Raw genomic sequence first — 21022 nt, forward strand, 5'->3', positions numbered from 1 at the left:
ATGATCGGTGGCATCTTGTTCTACGCACTGCTTTACCCGCTGCCCTACCAGAAGAACGTTCCGGGGCAACAGGCCCTGGCGGTTCTGGATCAGGACCGTTCAGCGCTCGCCCGGCAATTGATACGCATGGCCGACGCAACGCCCCAGTTGCGCGTGGCGGCCGTCCCACAAAGCATGAGTGAGGCAACCGTCCTGTTGGAGAACGATGTCGTTCACGGGCTGCTGGTCATCCCCGCCAACTTCGAGCGAGACGTCTATCTCGGGCGCCCGGTGAATATCGCGTTCGCCGGTGACGCCAGCTATTTTCTGATTTATGGGAATATTGTCGAAGGTCTGCTGAAGGCAACAACCACGCTTTCCGTTGAAACACAGATTATCAGCAGCTTCCGAAAAGGCAGCAGCCCCGCCAACATTCCCGGTGAAATCATGCCGTTCAGGATGTCTCCACATGGGGTGTTCAACCCAACGGGCGGATACATCAACTACATTGTTCCGGCCGTCTTTGTTCTGATCCTGCACCAGACCCTGTTGATTGCAGCAGGCACGGTCACCATCAAGGATCGGGCCCGCCGGTTATCAGGGCTTGTCACTACCCCGCTCCGACAGGCACTTCCGATCAGATTAGTAACGTTTGTGTTCGCCTACCTGATCCTGGCGCTTTTGTATTTCGGCTTTTTCTTTCAGCTTTATGGCGTCCCGCACGCTGCACCGCAGTTCGCATTAATCGGTTTCAGCCTGTTGTTTCTCACTTCAACAACACTCTTTGCAATCCTGCTCGGTTACCTCTTGCCCAGGCCCGAACTGACGACCGTTATTGTTCTGCTGTCGTCGTTGCCCATCGTCTTCACGGCAGGGTTTGCCTGGCCGGCGTCTAATCTCCCGGAGTGGCTAGACTCACTCACCATGATGATTCCCGCCAAACCCGGCATTCAGGGCTTCCTGTCCCTCAATCAGATGGGGGCCCCAATCCAAAGCCTGACCTCCGAGATTGCGTACCTGTCCGGCCTCTCGTTGTTTTTTGGGCTGGGCATCCTGCTGCTCGCAATGTCAGAAAGAAGACGCAGCAGCAACCGGATGAATGCTGAATCAGCCGCCCGCTCCTACTAGGGAATGGTAGTCCGCCCGAAAACGGGCAAAGCTCAGGTACCGCCCCCGATGGTCCACCAGCTCCATGGCATCAAACGCCTCCACAAAGGCCCGTGATTCACCCGAGCTGATCACCCCGCGGTAATCACCCGTCCAGTCCATAAACTGGACCAGATCCAGCAGCAGCGTCATCTCCAGAGCGCCGTTGGCCCGCTCCAGATAGCGGTATGCCAGTGCATAATGTTCGAAACGGTAGCTGACATTGCTGGCGTCGTTTCTGGTGGCGTCTCGCAGGGGGTCATAGTCGTAATGCCGATAGGCAGGTGCTACGGGGTCACCCGCCACCAGAGCTGCCTGGCCTTCCGCAAACCAGTACGGCAGCAAAGACGTGGCGGCAGTGTAGCGGCTCAGGTTTTCCTGAACGTAGTGGGCCAGTTCATGGGTGAAGATCTGCCCGGCCTCGTAGGGCCAGCTTCGGTGATAGGGGGCGACGGCCACGGCGGCCAGGGTGCCTGAGGCAAGATTGCTGTTGCTGACTCTCGGGCTCAAGCAGGCGATGACCTGTTCCGGGTACGGCACGGCTGAGCTGCGCTCATCGACGAATTCACGCCAGCTCATTCTGAACCGGTTGAGCACGCCGTCTATGCGAGTGCTCACCTCTGTTGCGGCGGCACGAAAGGTGTTTTCGCTGTAGGCGGGCGAGCCATAGACACGCACCCGTCGGTCCGCTGTTTCAAAATACAGGGTGTCGCCAATGCACACTTCTGTCTCGTAATTCAGGCTCCATCGGCCCTCGGGGAAATAGCGCCCGGTGTCTCGGGCATCCAGGAAATAGCCGCGGCTAAAGTGTTGCTCATCGCGGTCATAGTAGCGATCCCCAGATGTGGCGCTCACCTTGCAGCCAGACAGCGTCACGGCCGCCAGGGTCAGCACCCCCACTACCCACAACCTGCTCGTTTTTTCCATCGTTATGCTCCAGGACCTGTTGTTTGCATCTATATTCCCGCAGACCGGGCGCTGTGTCCGTCAACCCATGTAAAGACCAGGTAAAGGCGTACAAAACCAAGGGCTTGAGCAGCATGGATTAGGGTACGCACAACCCCTAATCCCAATATTGAAATTTTTGTAGCGCGCGCCGGGTTCTCGTGTTAAAAATCGCTCGAATCCCACCAAGAACTGCGTGCGTCCTGCGCGCTTTGTATCCATCCCTTTTCAGTGAGGGACACCATCCAATGTTCAAGTTGTGTAAGCCACAGGCGCTTGCCGCCGCTGTTGCGTTGTCTCTGGGTGCCTCTTCGGTTTTTGCCGCCGGAGAAGTGCGTGTTTATAACTGGTCTGACTACATCGCCGAGCACACCCTGGCGAAGTTCACACAGGAAACCGGCATCAAGGTTGTCTACGATGTGTACGACAGCAACGAGGTGCTGGAGGCTGCCCTGTTGTCTGGCCGCTCCGGTTACGACCTTGTGGTGCCCTCCAACCACTACGTGGCCAAGCAGATTTCTGCCAAGGCGTTCGTGGCGCTGGACCACAGCAAACTGCCGAACATGGCCAACCTGAACCCGGACCTGATGGACGACCTGGAAAAGGTTGACCCGGGCAGCAAGTTCTCCCTGCCTTACCTCTGGGGCACCAACGGCTATGGCTACAACGAAGGCCGCATCCAGAAGATCCTGGGTGACGATGCGCCCGTGGACTCCTGGGCCCTGGTATTTGACCCGGAAGTAACGGGCAAGCTGGCCGCCGGTGGCTGTGGCATTGCCATGCTGGATTCCGGCGAAGAGATGGTTCGTGCCGCCATGGCCTACATTGGCCTGGACCCGAACAGCAACAACGCCGACGACATCAAGAAAGGCGGTGAAGTGATCAAGGCGGTGCGCCCGAACATCACCTACTTCCATTCATCCCGTTACATTGGCGACCTGGCCAACGGTGACCTGTGCGTGGCCGCCGGCTATTCCGGCGACATCCTGCAGGCCGCTGCCCGTGCTGACGAAGCAAAGAACGGCAACGTCATCCGCTACACCATCCCGAAGGAAGGTGCGGTGCTATGGTTTGACATGATGACCATTCCGGCCGGCGCGCCGAACGTGGACAACGCCCATAAACTGATGGACTTCCTGATGCGCCCGGAGATCATCGCAGACGTCACCAACTACGTGTGGTACGCCAACCCGAACAAGGCGGCGGACGAGTTTGTGAACCCGGAGATCCTGGAAGACACCAGCATCTACCCCACTGATGAGGTGATGAAGAATCTCTACATCATGGAAGGTCGGCCACAGGACGCCCAGCGCCTGATGACCCGTACCTGGACCAGCGTGAAGTCTGGTCGCTGACGGTGGCCGTAACCAACAGCACCTCCGCGCAAGCGGAGGTGCTTCTCAGCATCAAGGGCATTTCCAAGAGCTTTGACAGCACCCTGGCGGTGGACGACGTGAGCCTGGACATCCACAAGGGTGAGATCTTCGCCCTGCTGGGTGGCTCCGGTTCCGGCAAATCCACTCTGCTGCGCATGCTGGCAGGCTTTGAAACCCCGGATTCCGGTCGCATCGTGCTGGACGGCCAGGACATCACAGCCCTGCCCCCGTACCTGCGCCCCACCAACATGATGTTCCAGTCCTATGCCCTGTTCCCCCACATGACGGTGGAGCAGAACATTGCCATGGGCCTGAAACAGGACAAGCTGCCGAAAAACGAAATCGCCGACCGCGTGGCGGCCATGCTCAAACTGGTGAAAATGGAAGCCTACGGCAAGCGCCGGCCACAACAGTTGTCTGGCGGACAGCAACAGCGCGTGGCCCTGGCCCGATCCCTGGCCAAACGCCCCAAGCTGTTATTGCTGGATGAGCCCATGGGCGCACTCGACAAAAAACTGCGCACGGAAATGCAGCTGGAGCTGGTGGATATCCTGGAAAAGGTGGGCGTAACCTGCCTGATGGTCACCCACGACCAGGAAGAGGCCATGACCATGGCCAGTCGCATTGCCATTATGTCTCACGGCCGGATTGCCCAGGTGGGGTCCCCCATTGATATCTACGAGAGCCCGAACAGCCGCATGACGGCGGAGTTTATCGGCTCGGTGAATATTTTTGAGTCGAACATCCTGGAAGACAACTCCGACAGCATCTCACTGACCAGTGAGCTGCTGGATGCACCGGTGTTTATTGACCGGGGCGTAACCACGCCAGCAGAAACCACGGAAACCCTGATTGCCCTGCGCCCGGAAAAGATCTACCTGACCACAGAGAAACCGGAAGGTGACACCAACTGGAGCTGCGGTACGGTCGACAACATCGCCTACCTGGGCGATATCACGTCTTATTACGTGAAGCTGGCCAGTGGCAAGCGGGTTCAGGCCACCATGGCCAACGTGGAACGCCGTGGTGAACGGCCCACCTGGGGCGACCGGGTCTATGTGTCCTGGGAAGCCTCCAGCCCGATCCTGCTCTGGAACTGACGCGATGAATCGAAAGCTGTTTCCTGCCCCGGTGGTGGAGCGGGTGCGTGCCGTGCTGTTCCATCGCCGGGTGGTGTTCGGCGTACCCTTCGCCTGGCTGCTGCTGTTCTTCCTGCTGCCGTTTGCGCTGGTATTGAAGATCAGCCTGACCTCGGCGGTGATGGCCATTCCGCCCTACGAGCCGGTGTTCCGCTTTGTCGACAACACCCTGTCGGTGGTGGTGAACTTTGGCAATTACCTATTCCTGGCCTCCGACAGCTTGTACGTGGCCGCCTACTGGGGCTCGTTGAAGACGGCGTTCCTGGCGACCCTGTTCTGCCTGCTGATCGGTTATCCCATGGCTTACGCTATCGCCCGGGCACCCAAGCACTGGCAACTGGTGTTCCTGCTGATGGTGATGCTGCCGTCCTGGACCTCATTCCTGATTCGGGTATACGCCTGGATGGGCATTCTCGGCAACCAGGGCCTGCTGAACACGTTCCTGATGTGGCTGGGGCTGATCGACTCGCCCCTGAAGATGCTGAACACCAACTTCGCGGTGATTCTGGGCATTGTGTACGCCTACCTGCCGTTCATGATCCTGCCCATCTACACCAACCTGGTGAAGCTGGATATACGCCTGCTGGAAGCGGCGTCGGATCTTGGCTGCCGCAGCCTGACCACTTTCTGGGCGATCACACTGCCCCTATCCAAGGCCGGAATCCTCGCGGGCTCCATGCTGGTATTTATACCCGCCGTGGGCGAATTCGTGATTCCGGAACTGCTGGGCGGGCCGGATACCCTGATGATCGGCAAGGTGCTGTGGGAAGAGTTCTTCAACAACCGCGACTGGCCAGTGGCCTCGGCCCTGGCGATTGTGATGCTGGCGCTGCTGCTGGTGCCCATTGTGCTGTTCCACCGCTTCCAGGCACGGGAGATGGAAAAGAATGGTTAAGCTGAAAGCCCCCGGCTTCTCAAAATCCATGCTGGTGCTGGGCATGCTGTTCCTGTACCTGCCGATGGTGGTGTTGATCGTGTATTCTTTCAACGCCTCCCGGTTGGTATCGGTATGGGCCGGTTTTTCCACCAAATGGTACGGTGCGCTGTTTGCCAATGAGCAACTTCTGTCTGCGGTATGGATGAGCCTTCGCATTGCCTTCTACTCCGCCAGCATGGCGGTGTGTCTGGGCACCCTGTGCGCGTTTGTGATCACCCGGTTCAAGAAAATGCGCGGCCGCACCCTGCTGTCCAGCATGATCACCGCACCGCTGGTGATGCCGGAAGTGATCACGGGCCTGTCGCTGTTGCTGCTGTTTGTGCAGATGGCGCAGTTGATTGGCTGGCCAACGGACCGTGGCATGGCCACCATCTGGATTGCCCATACCACTTTCTGCAGTGCCTATGTGGCAGTGGTGGTGAGCGCGCGGCTTCGGGAAGTGGATCGCTCCATCGAAGAAGCCGCCATGGATCTGGGCTGTACGCCGCTGAAAACCTTCTTTGTGATCACATTGCCGGTGATTGCGCCGGCCCTGGTGTCGGGTTGGTTGCTGGCGTTTACCCTGTCGCTGGATGACCTGGTGATTGCCAGCTTTGTCTCCGGGCCCGGGGCGACGACTCTGCCGATGGTGGTGTTCTCATCTGTGCGGATGGGGGTGTCGCCGGAGATCAATGCGCTGGCGACCATCATTATTGCCGTGGTCTCGGTGATCGCGTTTATCGCGTGGTTCTGGATGCGGCGGGCGGAGAAGCGGCGGTTGCGGCCCCGTTAACGCCCCCGAGATACGAAACTCATTCAGGAGGGCTAAAGGCTCTCCTGAAATTTCTTCCATCCTCTGTCGATTCCCAGCCCTGCCACACGACCTACCAGTGAAGGCCAGTAAGACCACTGGAGCGCCACCGTGTGGGATCTATATTGATAAGCACAATCAATACGGATACACAGAGCGCAGATCGACATATCGAATGGAGGAGTAACATCATGGAACATCCCAAGAATACCATTTGCCTCTGGTATAACGGCGATGCCGAAGAAGCGGCTCGTTTCTACGCGCAAACCTTCCCCGACTCCTCGGTGGGAGAAATACTCCACGCTCCCGGAGATTTTCCCTCCGGTGCCCAGGGCGATGTGCTGACCGTTAAGTTCACGGTACTCGGCACTCCCTGTCTCGGGCTCAACGGCGGCCCCGCCTTCCAGCACAACGAAGCGTTTTCGTTTCAGGTCGCCACGAGAGATCAGGAGGAAACTGATCGGTACTGGAATGCGATCGTTGGCAATGGTGGCGAAGAAAGCGCTTGCGGATGGTGCAAAGACAAGTGGGGGATCTCCTGGCAGATTACGCCGGTGGCGTTGACAGAAGCCATAGCCGACCCCGACCGCGCCGCCGCCCGGCGTGCCTTCGAAGCGATGATGGAGATGGGCAAGATCGACATCTCGGCGATAGAGGCGGCCCGACGGGGGTGACGGAATCGGGCTCAGCTCGTCAGGATATGCCTCAGGCCATCACACTCCACCATCGGGTCGTCACAGTTCACCACGATGTCAGAACGGGCGATGACATAGGCCTTACCGGTTATGTTGTTTTTGACCACCTGATATTCCCCTTCCTGTTCGACCGCCGTGAACTGCCCAATAAACCCGGTTTCCCGCAGGGAGATGGTTTCCAACTTGTCGCCGGGTTTGATTCGGCCTTCGTGGTTCATGAGTGCCAGTCTTGCCGAGGTGCCGGTGCCGGTGGTGCTTCGGCAGATGACGCCGGGGTGCACGTAGGTGGCTGAGCGGGAGCGGTAGTAGCCTTCGGCCACTTGTTCTACCGGGCCCATGAAGTGCAGGAACGGCAGTGGGCCTACGTCGCCCAGAGTGTAATGGGAGAAGCCCCGTTCGGCCTGGATGGCTTCGACAATGGCATGGGCGGTTTCCGCTAACCGGCGTTCTTCATCCAGGGTCAGGTCGAAGCTCAATGATCTAGCATCTACCAGGGCGTAAAAGCCGCCACTGTAGGCCACGCTGTAGTTGACCTTGCCGATGCCGGGCACGCTGATACTGGCGTTATGGGTGTGAATATAGCTGGGCAGGCCTTCGCAGGTGATGGCTTCCACCACGCCGTCATGTACGGTGGCCTCAATGCTCACCAGGCCGGCGGGGGATTCCAGTTTGAAGTGTTGTTTGCCTTCCTGTTTGCGGACGATACCGGCTTCCAGAACCGCCGTTGCCGTGCAGATGGTGTTAGAGCCGGAGTAGATGGGGTAGCCCATGACTTCCATGATGATATATCCGGCGGCGGCTTCCGGATGAGTGGCGGGCACCAGCAGGTCGACAGACATTTCGGGGATGCCATAGGGTTCTTCCAACAGCAGCCGGCGCAGGCCGTCGGCATCATCCCGCAGATACTCCATCTGGGCTCGCACGGTATCGCCGGGCAGAGCGGTGATGCCACCGGTCACAATACGGCTGACATCGCCGCCGGCGTGGGTATCCATCAACTGAATAGTGAGTTCCGGTTTCATCCGCCTGCCTCCAGCGCAAAAGGTTGGCCGTGCGCCTGCCATTGGGCATCCGGCACGATGACGATTTTGCCCAGATAATTGCCGCCACGGTTTACGAAGTATTCCTCGGCCCGGTGCAGGTCCGACAGTTTGAAGGCGCCGTGCAGCACGGGTTTTAGATGGCCGTCGCGAATCCAGGTCATCAGCTGGTTTGCTTCTTCACGGGTGCCGTGGGAGACCCCGAAAATCTGCACCTGATACAGGTAGATTCGGGTCCAGAGGATTTCACTGATGTTGCCACCGCTGGCCCCGGCAATGCTCAGGCGCGGGTAGGTACTGCGGGCGTTCATGTCAAAGATCATGGCGTCTATGAATATGTCCGTCATTTCGCCGCCCACCAGATCCATCACCGCATCCAGGGGTTTGCCGCCGGTTTCTTTCTTCACCCGGTCTACAAAGGTACTCATGTCGCTACGATCCAACACCGCTTCGGCGCCCAGATCGAGCAGGGTTTGGGCCTTGTCTTTCTGGCTCAATGCGTAAGGGACAGCGCCGATGATCCGGCAAAGCTGGATCAGTGCGGTGCCCACGCCGCCGCTGGCACCGGTCACCAGAACCCGCTCACCCGCCTGCACGTTGGCAGAGGTGAGCATGTGGTAGGCGGTCTGGTAGGAACACATGCCCATGGCCGCCAGTTCGGCATCGGCAAGATCCGGGTTTGGGATATGGTGAAACTGATCGGACGGCAGGGCCACGTATTCGGCGTAACCGCCATCGGCGCCATGGCCGTAGTAGTCCGGAGTCAGGTTGATATCGGTGCGTTCGTTCGCGTAGATGTTAAAGTCCAGGAGGCCCCGCTCTCCGATACGGGTTTCACTGACGCCCTCGCCCACCGCCACCACTCTGCCGGCGATGTCGGCGCCCTGAATACGCGGGAACGTCAACGTGGGCTTGCCCCCCATCTGGAACGACGTCATCTCGCCTTTTTTCGTGGGATAAAGTCCTTCCCGGGCTTTGCGATCGGTGTTGTTCTTGGCGGTGGCGGTTACCTGTACCAGTACCTGGCCGGCAGCCGGTTTGGGCACTGGTATGTTCTGGTATTCAAGTTTGTCGATGCCGCCATGGCCGGTGAGGACCATGGCTTTCATGGAAGCCGGGATCTCGGACATTGGCTCCTCCCTGTTCTGGTGGTTTCAGTGATCTTCAGAGCATAGGAGAGATATGGGGTTGTGTCAGGGGGGTGTGCTGGTTATCGGGCTATGACTTTGTACACTGGGCGCAACCGGGGTATTTGTTTGAGGACGACCTGAATGACCGTCATCAGCGGCACCGCCAGCAGAACGCCGACCGGGCCCCAGAGCCAGCCCCAGAAGAAGATGGATACGAAGATGATGACCGGGTTGATGGCCATGCGAAAGCCGTGAATCCAGGGTTCCAGGAAGAAACCAACAATGGTGGTCAGCAGGATAAAACTCAGCGGCGCGATGGCCATCATCCAAAGGGTATCCAGGGTAATGGCGGAAACCACCGCCAGCAACGCAATCGTGAGCATATTGCCGAGATAGGGTATAAACCGGGCGAGGCCAGCGATCAGCCCCCACATCGCCGGGTCTGGCAAACCGATGGCCCAACAGATGAGTCCGGTAAGCACACCAACGGATAGGTTACTCAACCCCAGCACAGCGAGATACTGGGCAATTTGTTGCTGGGAATCGTGGGTGATTCTCAGAACCGTCTTGCGCTGCGGTCTTGGTAACTGTTTGACGAAGTTAAAGATCAACCTGTCACCGCTCACCAGCAGGAAATAGGTTAACGCCAGTGCCAACGCCAGGCCTGCTACTCCGTTGCGGGCTTTGGACATCAGCTGGCTCCGCCAGGATTCCGTTTGCAAGACGACCGTTGTGGGCTTCGACTGGTCGTTCTCGGACAGCTCATCCACGGACTTTTCAACCTGCTCCGCTGACTGGCTTACCTTATCGAGCTGGCGCATGATTTCACTGTCACCCACCAACAGCCTGGATATGCCCTCCGGTGCTTTCTGGGCCCACTCAAGGGCCGGGGTTGCAACGGCAGCGCCAATACCCACGATACCTGCAAGCACAACCAACACCAGTACCAGCGAGCTCACCACTTTTGGCAACCGCCAATTCAGGTAGGCTTTCTTCACCAACGGTGAGAGCAGCAAACTGGTCAATACCGCCAGAACAATAGGCAGGATAATTTGGTGAGCAAGATAGAGTGTGTACAGGATGCCCAGGATAAACAGACCATAGATGGGCGTAGAGAGCTCAGCCAGCACACTCTTCCCGGACGGGTTTTCGGGAGAGCGGTTATCTGTTGGGGAATCATCCATGCTGTTTCAATACCTTCAGATCAGGATGGCGCCGTGTCATCGACAACGCCGGTTAGGCCCGCAGAAGCGGGTTGCAGGTAGCTTGCTAGTGTAGCGTTCCAACATCTTGCTTGCATTATCAAACAATTACCATTCGCCCGAGCACAAAACTGAACCGGGGGCATTGCCGACAGCGTATACAAAGGCACGAAGCCTGAGTTGAACCGGAGAACCAGATGCCACCACGTTACGACACCCTTTTCTACGACGGACGCTGCCCACTGTGCGCCAAGGAAATCCGTACGCTCAGAAAGTTACAACGTGGCGACCTGATTTTTGCCGATATCCACGAGCAGAATGCGCACAACGCACAGTTGCCAACACGTGAAGAACTTCTTAAACGATTGCACCTGATGACCTGGAGTGGTGAATGGGTTATCGGCTTGCCGGCCAATGTTCGTGCCTGGTCTCACACGCCGTTTGGCTGGTTGCTCAAGCCTCTGTTGTGGCCTGTTTTATATCCGCTCGCAAAACGGGTTTATGAAACCTGGGCAGATCGTCGGTTCGAAAAGAAGTATGCGTGTTCGGTTGGCCCATCGTGACCAGTATTTAATGCATTATGCATTGAACTTGAAATATTAACGCATGCATTATGCTCTACGATAAAAACAAAAGTCACCAAAGGAGCTACCATGCGTTTTTCTCTGAACTCCGGTCCCTGCGCACTTGCCGCCGCGATCGTTCTCTCTACCGCACCGTTGCACACCCATGCCAGCCTTCCCTCAGGACTGCTCGGGACATCTTCAACAACGGAATCCACCAGCACAACAGCCAGCACAGAAAACACCATTGCCCAACGCTACATAGTGACTGTCGACCCAACCCTGCCCTCGCTTCTGGGCGTTGGTGGTGATCTGTCTGCCGGTATCCAGGCGCTATTAACAGCCGTTGGCGGCGGGAACATTCTGTTTCTATATGAGAACGTGATGACCGGTGCAACGGTGCAGCTCACCCAAAGCCAGGCCGACCTGCTGCCCGCCCTGCCCGGAGTCCTCGCAGTGGAGCCGGACACCTGGATGACAACGTCCTCCACGCAAACCCAACAGGATGCCACCTGGGGACTGGACCGGATTGACCAGACCACCCTGCCCCTGGACACCCAGTTTACCTACCCCACCGTTGCCGGGCAGGGTGTCAACGTTTATGTTCTGGATACCGGCATCCGAACCACCCATGCCGACTTTCAGGGCCGGGCCAGCGGCGTGAACTTCCACGATGACAGCGGCCTGGGCGGCGTGCCGCTGATTGGCGGAATCATCGATCTGTTGTTGGGCGGGCTGATTTCCTTCGGCGACGAGGACACCATCTCAACCTACTCTGCCGAAGACTGTAACGGCCACGGTACCCATGTTGCCTCTACCGCAACCGGTTCACTGTTCGGTGTCGCCAAGGAAAGCCAGGTGATCGGCCTGCGCGTGCTTGGCTGCAGCGGTTCCGGCGCCACCAGTGCCATTATCGAAGCGCTGGACTGGATGGTAGAGAACGCCGAGAAGCCGGCGGTTGCCAACATGTCCCTGGGCGGTGGCAATTCAGCAGCACTGGACAACGCTGTTCGTGAAGTCGTCGCCTCCGGCATTCCGGTGGTGGTCGCTGCGGGTAACAGCAACGCCGATGCCTGCAGCGGTTCGCCCAACCGTGTAGCAGAAGCCGTGACCGTAGGTTCTACCGACAATCAGGACCGTCGCAGCAGTTTCTCCAATCACGGTTCCTGCGTGGACATCATGGCGCCAGGCACCGACATCACCGCCGCATGGCACACCGGCGACACCGCCTTTAACACCATCAGCGGCACCTCTATGGCCTCTCCCCACGTGGCAGGAGCCGCCGCGTTGCTGCTCAGCCTGAACCCAGGGCTGACACCGGAACAGGTTGCCCAGACGCTCCGCAACCAGGCAAGCCAGAACCAGCTGACCAACCTGAACGGGTCACCGAATTTGCTGGTGAATGTGAACCCTTGAGGTAGAAAGCCCGCCAGCTACTTTGGCTGGCGGGCGTTACTTTAGTTTTGTGCGATGAGCAGGGTCCACCAGTATAGCGACAGTACACCTACGCCAACTGGCTGATCTCTGCCCCTTCCGGAATCAGAGACGGCGTCTGTGGCTCCCGGCCCTTAAGCATATTCGCGAGGCGCCGCTCACGAACCGTATGAACGGAAGGGTCAAGCCTCAGCACTTTCAGTGGCATCGGATCCCCTTCCTTAAGCTTGTCGAATAGCTCAGCCTTATTCAGATAAAAAGCGCCACTGCAATTTTTGCCGTTAAACTGAAAATCAAACTCAACCAACAGATTGCACTGGTAGTGTCCCTCGCCCAATGGCCGGTTGTATTTGTCATACTCCTGATGAAACTGGCAGTCCGCCTCTTTTCTGGTCAGAATGCCATCTACTTCCACACCGTGTTTACGCAACAGGGCCTGTTCGTAGTAATAGCCGATGCTTGAGTACGTGGCGACAAATGAGAAAACGAACAAGGCCAAACCGATCAGCGCGAAAAAGGCTCCGAAGATCATGGCGCCCCATTCGCCAAAGCCAAGATAGAAAACGCCTCCCCCAACAACTCCGCAAACGAGCCCCATGCCCAGCATCATGAAGAAGATATCAAGATTATCTTTGACTGCTGCCCTTAGAAGCGGCCAGTCAGTAGTGCCTTTTCTCCGCATGTTGGTCTCCGCCAGGATCGAAAAAACTAACCGGCTAACTTGGGCAGAAATGACGTATTCACCCAATAACGTTTGAGGTTGGATTCATCCACCAGAACCGGCACGGTCTCCTGGTGAATGTGGTCGCTGGGATCAAACCACAGGTTGTCGCTTCGAAACACATGTAGCTCCCCGGTTTGCGGGTGTTGCCACTGGCAGACAATGCGGAATGGGTTGCGGCCGTTAACCGTGAGGCTGGTGTTCTGCTCAACCGACGCAAACTTTGCGAGCACTTCGGTGCCATGCTGTTCCAGGTAGGCTTTTGATCGCCCCTTCAGAACACCAAACAGCACCATCCCGCCACCGACCAACGTAAACACCAGGCCCAGCCCACCAACGATCAACGACATCCCCCACAGGGAAAAGAAGCTGTTGATCTGCGCATTCTCCGGCGCCGAGGGCTCATACAGCACAGAAACCCGCTCACCGCGCCTGAAGGAGGGAGGGTTTGAACCGGAACGGGACTGAAACTCAATCTCTCGGCCACTGGCATCCTGAAATGCCACGACCGGATAGTAGCTGGTGGAATCGCTGGAGCGGGAATATACAAGCTCAGTCACTATCCCGCTGGTTTCGGTCGCCCGGTCGATGAACGCGGAGGTGCTGTTGTAACTGGCAAAGGCGCCAAACAGCATGGCTACGCCGATGACAGTGAAGGTGTACTTGAGGATTTTCAGGGTTTTCATTTTTTCGTTCCTTGAAACTCATTGTCGACTATGTTGAACATCGGATTGAATCAAGCATCCTGACCCGCTTCTTTCGCACGATTAGACTAATCGTAGAAATCCTTCAGAGATTCGATCCACATCCAATGTTCTGGCTTACCGAACTCACGGCAGTTAACGCAACGCAGCTTGCCCGGTGCGTAAAACTCAATTTCAAGGGTATGTCCTGAAATATCTGCTTTATCCGAACCACATCCATCCACGAAACTACTGGCAAATACGTGGAACCGATCTCCAACCCCACAATGGTTGAATGTGTTAGAAAGCGGGCGGCCCAGGACGTTAACCATGAACATCCCCGTTTTGGAAATAATTACCCGTGCAGGTTTGTTGAAGCGCCTCTCATGATCCTGATAGTGGGCTACAAAATTTGCTCCCTGTTCCACTGCATAGTCTGGGTAATAGACACCCCAATGAGCCTCGGTGCGTAAACCGCTGAAGGTTGCCACCCATTCCACGTGAAGCCTGCCACCCGGACCGGAGCAAGGCTGCCACCCATCGGAGCGTAGCGACGCGGGGTTTCTCTTCTTACTCCGAAGTCTCAGTGCCCGTCAACTTTGCCTGCTGTTTTCGCATGGATTCGCCCCGCAGATTGATCTTGTAGGCGTTGTGTACGAGCCGGTCCAGGATGGCATCTGCCAGAGTGGCGTCACCGATGACGCCGTGCCATTCCTCGATGGGTAATTGGCTAGTGGCGATGGTGGAGCGCCGGCCATGTCGGTCTTCCAGCACCTCCAGCAAGTCCCGCCGGTTCTCCGCGCTCAGCTTCATCAGCCCCCAGTCATCCAGGATCAGCACGTCGACCTTGGCCAGGCTGGTCAGGAGCTTTGAGTATTGGCCATCGCCCTTGGCGATGGTCAGCTCTCGTAGCAGCCGGGTCAGGCGGACGTACTGGGCGGTGTACCCCTCCCGGCAGGCTTTGTGTGCCAGAGCACAGGCCAGCCAGGTTTTCCCGACCCCGGTGGGACCGGTGATCAGCGCGTTCAGGTGTTCCTTCACCCACTGGCAGCTGGCTAGGCCCTGGATAAGCCCTTTATCCAGGCCGCGTGAGTTCCGGTAATCAATGTCTTCGAGGATGGCGGCGTGTCGCAGTTTGGCCCGGCGTAGCCGGCTGCTCATGCGCCGGTTGTCCCGTTCCGTCATTTCCCGGTCGACCAGCAGCCCGAGGCGCTCCTCGAAGCTCAGATCGGTGATGTCGGGGGTGGCCGACTGATCCTCCAGGGCGGCGGCCATGCCGGTCAGTTTGAGGGCGTGGAGCTTATCCAGTGTGGGATGTTTCAACATGTCAGATTCCTTCAGTGGTAGTAGGCAGGGCCGCGGATGTTGTCGTGTGTGTCAGGTAAGGCCAGTTCTTGTTGCTCTTCCAGGGGCTGCTCATCCAGGCGGTGCTTGAGGATGGATTCGATGCTCTTGTATCGGCAACTGCCCAGCATCAGGGCGCGTTGGCAGGCACGTTCTAATCGTGCCTCGCCGTAGCTCTGGCCCAGCCGGAGAATGCCCAGACAGGACCGATAGGCCTGTTGCGGATGCTTTCTTGCCCCCAGCGCGGTACGGATAAGCTTTTCAGTTGCCGGTCCAGTCTTGGCTGCCCAGGCGGTCAGTCGCTCTGGGGTCCACTCGCCGGCTTGGCGATGGGACTCCGGCATGTGAGCGGCGATGGTGCTATGCCGACCCTTCTGATCCGAACGCCGGTGGCTGGCGATCCGGTTGCCTCGGTGGAAGCATTCGATGGTGTTGTGGGTGATCCGGACCTCCACCTCTTTCTTGATCAGGGTGTAGGGCACCGAGTAGTAATGCCCATCGATGGCCACGTGGTAGTCGATGTGTACCCGGGCTTTTTTCCACTCGGCGTAGACATACGGCTCGGCGGGTAGCGGTTGTAGAACCGGCTGGTCCAGCTGTTTGAAGTGATCAAGCCGGCACCCGGGCAACTTGCGGAAGGGGCGGCTATTGAGCTTCTCCAACAGCTCACGGATGGTGGCGTTGAGCTGCCCCAGGGAGAAGTGCTGACGGTGGCGCAGGGCCGCCAGGATCCAGCGCTCAACGATCAATACGCCACCTTCCACCTTGGCCTTGTCACGGGGCTTGCGAACCCGTGTGGGGACAACGGCCACGCCATAATGGCTAGCCATATCCTGATAGGTCGGATTGAGATCCGGCTCGTAGCGATGGGCCTTGCTGACGCCGGAACGGAGGTTATCCGGAACCACCAGTTCCGGCACGCCGCCCAAGAACTCGAAAGTCCGGATGTGAGAGCCGATCCAGTCCGGCAGGGTCTGGCTCCAGGTGGCCTCGGCGTAGGTGTAATTGGACGCACCCATCACCGCCACAAAGACTTGCGCCTCATGGATCTCACCGGTGGTGCGATCAATGACGGGCACCGTGTGCCCAGCATAGTCCACGAACAGCTTTTCACCGGCTCGGTGGTCCTGACGCATCACCAGATCCAGCTTGCCCTGCCAGGCCCGGTAGTGCTCGCAGAACCAGCTGTACTGGTAGCCATCCGGATTGGCTTCCCGGTACTCCTGCCAGAGCAGGAACAGGGTGACGTTCTTGCCCCGGAGCTCATCGTGGATCCGCTGCCAGTCTGGAATGCCTCGGACCTGTGCCGGTAGATCCGGTGGTGGCGGGAACAGCCGTTGCTCCAGCTGGGCTTCACTCAGATCCTCTGGCAGCGGCCAGCCAAGCTCCGCCTCAGCAGCACGCCGCAGATACTCGCTCACAGTGGGGCGACTGATGCCGCAGGCTGCGGCAACCTGTCGGTTGCTAAGCCCTCGCTCCCACTTGAGGCGAAGGACTTCTTTGATTTTACGCATGGATAACCTCTTCGCTGGCATCTGGCCCTCTCCGGATGAAAAGGAGCAGAGTACCGTTAGTTATCCCGCGCCGGACGTTTTGATGGGGGAATCAGGCAGCCTGCCAGGGTGGCAGCTTTGCCGTGGAATCAGTGGCAGCTTTCGCGTGGAATGGGGGGCAGGCTTCGTCTGGAATCAGTGGCAACCTTGGTCTGGAATACGCACCTCGGGAATCGGAGTCGATTTGGAGCTGGTCCACACGGCCGGGTTGACGAGAACCGGGATTGCAAGTGCAGCGGCAAGAGCGCCAAACATCGGCAACCGGCGATTCCATTCTGAACTCAGCGCGGGAAGTAGCTGAAAAGCTAGACCGAACCAACCTATTAGCAAGCAACTTGCGAGAACAATCCTACCTTCGAAAAAAAGGGTGACAAATACGAAAGGCCAGGCCAGAAGCCCAATCAGCAAGCCTTTACCCAAGACAGTGATACGATCTCCATCTCGAAAAGGCACATTGAAAACGACGGTCAACCATCCGGCCAAGCTGCTCACAAAGAAGACAATCAGAAACCCGATGTTCAGAATCCCGTTCTCGATTTCCAGAAGAGAATACCCTGAACCGCCGGCCAGTGTCGTCGTCACATAGCTGAGAAGAACGAGCGTTGAGGGTAAGAGGAGAAAGGCTGAAATATAATGCATTAATAGTAACGTCCCTGTTTTGCTCCACTAAAAGTTTCCCGTGCTTCCTTTGCCCTCACAAATACGATACCCAGTCAGTGAGGCCCCACTTAGCGATGTGGAGGAGTTTCCTTGTAATGGTCAGTTAATAGGTTCCGGCTTATTTACCACGCAACGAAATCCCTGATAGGGAGAGTCCATCCCCCGACCGTTTCGGGCGTATACGGTTGCCAAGCCACCAGTATGATCACCATGGCCAGCCAGATCTCGCACAACCCGTTTATCTATATGTTCGCTATTCGGTTTCTGTGCCACTGGGGCAGTTGAAGCAAGATGGGCGTAACCAGGGTGAAACCAATCTCTCGTCCATTCAGCAACATTACCTGTCATATCATATAACCCGAGAGGACTTGGCGGATAGGACCCGACCGGGCGACGCTCTACCTGATTAGATGAATGTATCAGCACGTTCCCCGAAACCGGCTCCATCGGGTCAACATACCGAGATGGACGCTGAAGATATTTGTCTACTTCCACTTGTCCCGTGTCTGTGGCGAATGCGATCGGTTGCCCCCGATTTCTTGCTGCGTATTCCCACTGAGCCTCAGATGGCAACGAATATGAGAGACCGGTTTTCTCAGCCAGCCAAAGACAGTAGTTTTCGGCCTCCTGAAAATTAGGGCTACGTGCAGGCTTGTACTTGTAGTTCGGAGATGCAGGATCATTGTTCGCTGTTATTGGCAACCTCACAGCGCGTTTGAAGCCCTTTTCGATGGTATAGTCGCCTGCTCGCCCCACATCCTTCAGAAACGTCACGAACTCACCCCAAGTAACTTCTGTCTTGAGAATTGAAAAGCTCTCCACCTCCACCAGTTTTGGCGGCTTGTTGTCATCGGAGATTGGATTAAAAGGCACTCCCGATTCGTTTCCAACATCTCCCAGCCAAAACTCGCCGCCTTCGACAAAAACAAGATTGCTTCTGGCGCTGTTGAGCACCGCTTCAATCTTAACTTCTGAGGGCGCCTCCGGTGATGAACAACCGGAGACTAATGCAAAGCTGAGCATCGTGCTGACAAGCCTTATTCCCAAAGTTTTTGCTTCCCTGTCATCAAACTTTCCTTCTGGTCCAAGCATGCCGACTCAGAGATATCCATTTTGTTGATAGAAGAACTACCTTGGCAGGGTTTTACGCATCCGCTCATGAAGATCATCCAGCTCTTGCTGTTTTTGTACCATGTACTCTTCTTCGATATCGATCAGGCGGGTTGTAGGGCCGTTTGGATCTAAGCGCTCTTTGCACAACGTCCGGCCAACGATGTCGGGCTTTTTTTCTATCAATCTTCTGTATGCATTCCATTCCGAATGCTGGCAGAAAGAGCATGTAAGAAGTCAACCAAGAAAGAAAGGCGGCTCCAGAAACACCATGGCCCTCTTGACGCTCTTGCCCCAGTGTTCTTCTTGACTCAAGTACAAGGTCAAAAAAGGAAAGTTCGCCAGACTTCAAGCTTTTGTCTATGAATAAACTCTTAAACTCGGTCCTATTGCCATTCTCGTCAAACCACGGGCCAATCGTCATATAACATCTTAGATATTCCCAGATACCGACCACGGTTCGCAGGCGCTTGCCCGCTGGAACCCCTGATAAGTTCAGCGCTATCCGGTCGTCGGGGGTACCAAATTTCTTAAGAATGATTTCCAGATTTCCATGAACAATGGAACCTGAATACTGATTGATCACTTGGTATTCGTAGGCAACAGCCTCTATGTCGCTCCATTCTGCATGGTAGAGTTCACCCTTAAGGTCGTAATAAATCTCCTGAGTACGCCGATTAAAAACTATCGGCAGTGATGGTGGGCGGTTTATCTCCCATATTGCAGGACCGAAAATGACTAAAACTGAGAGTAAGAAAACCCACCAATCTAGATTGGAGCTATAAGGCGCTCCAAACAGATTGGGCAGCAAAACAAGAAGTATCCCAACTGCACCCACGAAAAAACCCACGCCAGTTAGAATACCTTTGCTTTCTGCACTGCCTGTTCGTAAAGAAAGAAACACGCAATCCTGCGACTCTACAAGACCTGGCTGCGACGGTGCGTAGCCACTACTTGATTTGCCATTCAGTAACAGCACATTCGATGATGTCCCAAATTTACTAGCTACCGCGTCAAATAGCTTTTTCGCGTTTTCAATCACCAGATACCAACCTTTACCGGAGGCATTTCCAAACCAGGTTGTGGGCGATATATCAGTTCCCCCTGAAGCCCAAAGATCTGGTCATCATCATGACAAACTCTTCTGCAAGTTGCCGTGGCTGCGGTGTTATAAACTCGCGTGCCCTCATGAGAGATGAAATCTGTACCAGACCAAGTCACAGGGTTCCGCTTTGGTTGAAGTATCCGTTCTCTTTCTTCTTCATCAAAGACCGTTCTCATTTGCTGATCGACCCACCCCAAATACCAATTAACTGCTTCACTTTTCAGCTTCAAACGATCGACTTTGTTGATAGAAGAACTACCTTGGCAGAGTTTTCCGCATCCGCTCGTGAAGCTCTTCCAGTTCTTGCTGTTTTTGTACCATGTAGTCTTCTTCGATATCGATCAGTCGGGATGTTGGGCCGTTAGGACCCAGGCGTTCCTGTACCACGTCTGGCCAGTGCTTCAGGCTTCTGGTCCTGTCGATTTTTTGTATGCAAAACTCACCAAAGGCAACAGGAAAGAAGAAATATGAACCAAACCAATAAATAATTGCAGTCCCAGAAATACCCTCTCCCTCTTGCCTTTCTTTACTGAGAAGTTTTCTACCTTCGAGCAACTGGTCAAGAGATGAGACAGCACTGGACGCCAAGCCCTTTTCGATGAAGGAATTTCTGTTTTCGGTTCTTCTACCATTCTCATCAAACCAAGGGCCGATGATCATGAAACACCTCAAATACTCCCAAATACCCACCAACGTAGGCATTCGTTTTCCCGCGGGAACGCCTGATAGGTTCAGTACTATTCGGTTATTGGGAGCTCCAAATTTCCGGAGAATAATTTCCAGATTACCATGGACGATTGATCCCGAATATTGATTCACGATACTGTATTCATAGGCAACGGCCTCAATGCCATCCCAAGTTGCATAGTACAAGTCGCCCTTCATGTCGTAATAGACTTCTTGAGTCCGTCGATTAAAGACGATCGGTAGTGATGGGGGGCGACTCATTTCCCATGCCATCGGAATGATGATTATCAAAATTGATATAAATAAAATCCACCAATTTCCACTTGCGCCCCCGCCAAAAAAAACAATAAAAAGGAAAAGAATAATTCCATACCCACCAATAAGGAATCCGAAGCCGGTGAGCGTTCCCTTTGCTTCGGAGCTAGCGGTTCGCAATGTCAGGCACACACTATCCTGTGACTCTATTACGCCTGGGTGAGATGGCAAAAACCCGCTACTTGCCCCCCCGTTCAACAACAGAGCATTGTCCTCCCCTCCGATCTTCTTCACCACCACATCTAGAAGCTTTTTCGCGTCTTCAATCACCAAATATCAACCTTTACTGGAGGCATTTCTAGACCAGGTTGTGGGCGATATATCAGTTCCCCCTGAAGCCCGAAGATCTGGTCATCATCCTCATAAACCTTTCTATATGTTGCTGTGGCTACGGCATTATGAACTCTTGTCCCTTCATGAAGGGTGAAATCAGCGCCAGTCCAAGTCACAGGTGTCCGATTTGGCTGA

At 56.0% G+C, this 21022-nt stretch carries 21 protein-coding genes; 8 read left to right on the forward strand and 13 right to left on the reverse strand.

Annotated features, from left to right (window positions below; genetic code table 11):
- Complete coding sequence (locus tag ABIE59_RS13000; RefSeq protein ID WP_354447664.1) at nucleotides 1-1107, forward strand: ABC transporter permease; 1107 nt, start codon at nucleotides 1-3, stop codon at nucleotides 1105-1107.
- On the opposite strand, the gene ABIE59_RS13005 is transcribed toward ABIE59_RS13000, so the two are convergent.
- Nucleotides 1087-2052: a hypothetical protein gene (locus ABIE59_RS13005; protein ID WP_354447511.1), complete on the reverse strand. Its 966-nt coding sequence runs from the start codon at nucleotides 2050-2052 to the stop codon at nucleotides 1087-1089. The genes ABIE59_RS13000 and ABIE59_RS13005 overlap by 21 nt on opposite strands.
- A 266-nt stretch (nucleotides 2053-2318) precedes the next feature.
- On the opposite strand from ABIE59_RS13005, the gene ABIE59_RS13010 reads away from it, so the two are divergent.
- The 5 genes from ABIE59_RS13010 to ABIE59_RS13030 all read left to right on the forward strand — a co-directional run bounded on the left by ABIE59_RS13010 (nucleotide 2319) and on the right by ABIE59_RS13030 (nucleotide 6986).
- On the forward strand, nucleotides 2319-3425 hold the full coding sequence (locus ABIE59_RS13010; protein ID WP_354447513.1) for a polyamine ABC transporter substrate-binding protein: 1107 nt from the start codon (nucleotides 2319-2321) through the stop codon (nucleotides 3423-3425).
- A 38-nt stretch (nucleotides 3426-3463) separates the two neighbouring features.
- A complete protein-coding gene (gene potA / locus ABIE59_RS13015) occupies nucleotides 3464-4546 on the forward strand; it encodes a polyamine ABC transporter ATP-binding protein (protein WP_374787662.1) in 1083 nt (360 codons plus the stop codon).
- Nucleotides 4547-4550: 4 nt separating this feature from the next.
- Nucleotides 4551-5480 (forward strand): ABC transporter permease subunit, encoded by a 930-nt coding sequence (locus ABIE59_RS13020; protein WP_354447515.1) that lies wholly within the window; start codon nucleotides 4551-4553, stop codon nucleotides 5478-5480.
- Nucleotides 5473-6294, forward strand: coding sequence for an ABC transporter permease subunit (locus tag ABIE59_RS13025; protein ID WP_354447517.1), 822 nt, complete (start codon nucleotides 5473-5475; stop codon nucleotides 6292-6294). The genes ABIE59_RS13020 and ABIE59_RS13025 overlap by 8 nt, the downstream gene beginning before the upstream one ends.
- A gap of 209 nt (nucleotides 6295-6503) precedes the next feature.
- Entirely contained in the window at nucleotides 6504-6986 is a 483-nt protein-coding gene (locus ABIE59_RS13030) for a VOC family protein (protein ID WP_354447519.1), read from the forward strand.
- Between the two features lie 11 nt (nucleotides 6987-6997).
- On the opposite strand, the gene ABIE59_RS13035 is transcribed toward ABIE59_RS13030, so the two are convergent.
- From ABIE59_RS13035 to ABIE59_RS13045, 3 genes are all read right to left on the reverse strand, one after another.
- Nucleotides 6998-8029, reverse strand: a complete 1032-nt coding sequence (locus ABIE59_RS13035) for a proline racemase family protein (protein WP_354447521.1) — start codon at nucleotides 8027-8029, stop codon at nucleotides 6998-7000.
- Nucleotides 8026-9177: an alcohol dehydrogenase catalytic domain-containing protein gene (locus ABIE59_RS13040; protein ID WP_354447523.1), complete on the reverse strand. Its 1152-nt coding sequence runs from the start codon at nucleotides 9175-9177 to the stop codon at nucleotides 8026-8028. Before ABIE59_RS13040 ends, ABIE59_RS13035 begins: the two co-directional genes overlap by 4 nt.
- Before the next feature lie 80 nt (nucleotides 9178-9257).
- Entirely contained in the window at nucleotides 9258-10361 is a 1104-nt protein-coding gene (locus ABIE59_RS13045) for an AI-2E family transporter (protein WP_106695197.1), read from the reverse strand.
- Nucleotides 10362-10576: 215 nt separating this feature from the next.
- Between ABIE59_RS13045 and ABIE59_RS13050 the strand changes: the two genes are divergently transcribed.
- Together ABIE59_RS13050 and ABIE59_RS13055 are read left to right on the forward strand one after the other, a co-directional pair.
- Complete coding sequence (locus tag ABIE59_RS13050) at nucleotides 10577-10942, forward strand: thiol-disulfide oxidoreductase DCC family protein (RefSeq protein ID WP_061333315.1); 366 nt, start codon at nucleotides 10577-10579, stop codon at nucleotides 10940-10942.
- A gap of 90 nt (nucleotides 10943-11032) precedes the next feature.
- The gene (locus tag ABIE59_RS13055) at nucleotides 11033-12358 is read left to right on the forward strand and encodes a S8 family peptidase (protein ID WP_354447525.1); all 1326 of its coding nucleotides are present in this window, start codon (nucleotides 11033-11035) and stop codon (nucleotides 12356-12358) included.
- Between the two features lie 88 nt (nucleotides 12359-12446).
- Here the strand turns inward: ABIE59_RS13055 and ABIE59_RS13060 are convergent, their stop codons facing one another.
- From ABIE59_RS13060 to ABIE59_RS13100, 9 genes are all read right to left on the reverse strand, one after another.
- On the reverse strand, nucleotides 12447-13124 hold the full coding sequence (locus ABIE59_RS13060) for a DUF3592 domain-containing protein (protein WP_354447527.1): 678 nt from the start codon (nucleotides 13122-13124) through the stop codon (nucleotides 12447-12449).
- Nucleotides 13085-13783 carry a DUF3592 domain-containing protein gene (locus ABIE59_RS13065; RefSeq protein ID WP_354447529.1) on the reverse strand — a complete coding sequence of 233 codons (699 nt, stop codon included), beginning with the start codon at nucleotides 13781-13783 and terminating at the stop codon, nucleotides 13085-13087. Before ABIE59_RS13065 ends, ABIE59_RS13060 begins: the two co-directional genes overlap by 40 nt.
- 86 nt (nucleotides 13784-13869) lie before the next feature.
- Complete coding sequence (locus tag ABIE59_RS13070; protein ID WP_354447531.1) at nucleotides 13870-14280, reverse strand: hypothetical protein; 411 nt, start codon at nucleotides 14278-14280, stop codon at nucleotides 13870-13872.
- A 70-nt stretch (nucleotides 14281-14350) separates the two neighbouring features.
- Nucleotides 14351-15106, reverse strand: a complete 756-nt coding sequence (gene istB, locus ABIE59_RS13075) for an IS21-like element ISSpu5 family helper ATPase IstB (protein WP_219496319.1) — start codon at nucleotides 15104-15106, stop codon at nucleotides 14351-14353.
- A gap of 11 nt (nucleotides 15107-15117) precedes the next feature.
- On the reverse strand, nucleotides 15118-16659 hold the full coding sequence (istA, locus tag ABIE59_RS13080; RefSeq protein ID WP_011783372.1) for an IS21-like element ISSpu5 family transposase: 1542 nt from the start codon (nucleotides 16657-16659) through the stop codon (nucleotides 15118-15120).
- Between the two features lie 153 nt (nucleotides 16660-16812).
- Entirely contained in the window at nucleotides 16813-17316 is a 504-nt protein-coding gene (locus ABIE59_RS13085; protein WP_354447534.1) for a hypothetical protein, read from the reverse strand.
- A gap of 120 nt (nucleotides 17317-17436) precedes the next feature.
- The gene (locus tag ABIE59_RS13090) at nucleotides 17437-18429 is read right to left on the reverse strand and encodes a formylglycine-generating enzyme family protein (protein ID WP_354447536.1); all 993 of its coding nucleotides are present in this window, start codon (nucleotides 18427-18429) and stop codon (nucleotides 17437-17439) included.
- A gap of 73 nt (nucleotides 18430-18502) precedes the next feature.
- On the reverse strand, nucleotides 18503-19489 hold the full coding sequence (locus tag ABIE59_RS13095) for a DUF6708 domain-containing protein (RefSeq protein WP_354447538.1): 987 nt from the start codon (nucleotides 19487-19489) through the stop codon (nucleotides 18503-18505).
- Nucleotides 19490-19807: 318 nt separating this feature from the next.
- A complete protein-coding gene (locus ABIE59_RS13100) occupies nucleotides 19808-20824 on the reverse strand; it encodes a DUF6708 domain-containing protein (RefSeq protein ID WP_354447540.1) in 1017 nt (338 codons plus the stop codon).
- Between the last annotated feature and the right edge of the window lie 198 nt (nucleotides 20825-21022).

The organism is Marinobacter sp. MBR-99, from assembly GCF_040547575.1.
Lineage (GTDB): Bacteria > Pseudomonadota > Gammaproteobacteria > Pseudomonadales > Oleiphilaceae > Marinobacter.

Excerpts from the sequence above, each read along its gene's own strand:
- istA (WP_011783372.1), bottom strand. The coding sequence starts at position 16,659 with ATGCCAGCGAAGAGGTTATCCATGCGTAAAATCAAAGAAGTCCTTCGC.
- ABIE59_RS13050 (WP_061333315.1), top strand. The coding sequence starts at position 10,577 with ATGCCACCACGTTACGACACCCTTTTCTACGACGGACGCTGCCCACTG.
- ABIE59_RS13010 (WP_354447513.1), top strand. The coding sequence starts at position 2,319 with ATGTTCAAGTTGTGTAAGCCACAGGCGCTTGCCGCCGCTGTTGCGTTG.
- ABIE59_RS13005 (WP_354447511.1), bottom strand. The coding sequence starts at position 2,052 with ATGGAAAAAACGAGCAGGTTGTGGGTAGTGGGGGTGCTGACCCTGGCG.
- ABIE59_RS13030 (WP_354447519.1), top strand. The coding sequence starts at position 6,504 with ATGGAACATCCCAAGAATACCATTTGCCTCTGGTATAACGGCGATGCC.
- ABIE59_RS13025 (WP_354447517.1), top strand. The coding sequence starts at position 5,473 with ATGGTTAAGCTGAAAGCCCCCGGCTTCTCAAAATCCATGCTGGTGCTG.
- ABIE59_RS13055 (WP_354447525.1), top strand. The coding sequence starts at position 11,033 with ATGCGTTTTTCTCTGAACTCCGGTCCCTGCGCACTTGCCGCCGCGATC.
- ABIE59_RS13090 (WP_354447536.1), bottom strand. The coding sequence starts at position 18,429 with ATGCTTGGACCAGAAGGAAAGTTTGATGACAGGGAAGCAAAAACTTTG.
- ABIE59_RS13000 (WP_354447664.1), top strand. The coding sequence starts at position 1 with ATGATCGGTGGCATCTTGTTCTACGCACTGCTTTACCCGCTGCCCTAC.
- ABIE59_RS13035 (WP_354447521.1), bottom strand. The coding sequence starts at position 8,029 with ATGAAACCGGAACTCACTATTCAGTTGATGGATACCCACGCCGGCGGC.
- ABIE59_RS13045 (WP_106695197.1), bottom strand. The coding sequence starts at position 10,361 with ATGGATGATTCCCCAACAGATAACCGCTCTCCCGAAAACCCGTCCGGG.
- ABIE59_RS13040 (WP_354447523.1), bottom strand. The coding sequence starts at position 9,177 with ATGTCCGAGATCCCGGCTTCCATGAAAGCCATGGTCCTCACCGGCCAT.
- ABIE59_RS13085 (WP_354447534.1), bottom strand. The coding sequence starts at position 17,316 with ATGCATTATATTTCAGCCTTTCTCCTCTTACCCTCAACGCTCGTTCTT.
- ABIE59_RS13065 (WP_354447529.1), bottom strand. The coding sequence starts at position 13,783 with ATGAAAACCCTGAAAATCCTCAAGTACACCTTCACTGTCATCGGCGTA.
- istB (WP_219496319.1), bottom strand. The coding sequence starts at position 15,106 with ATGTTGAAACATCCCACACTGGATAAGCTCCACGCCCTCAAACTGACC.
- ABIE59_RS13020 (WP_354447515.1), top strand. The coding sequence starts at position 4,551 with ATGAATCGAAAGCTGTTTCCTGCCCCGGTGGTGGAGCGGGTGCGTGCC.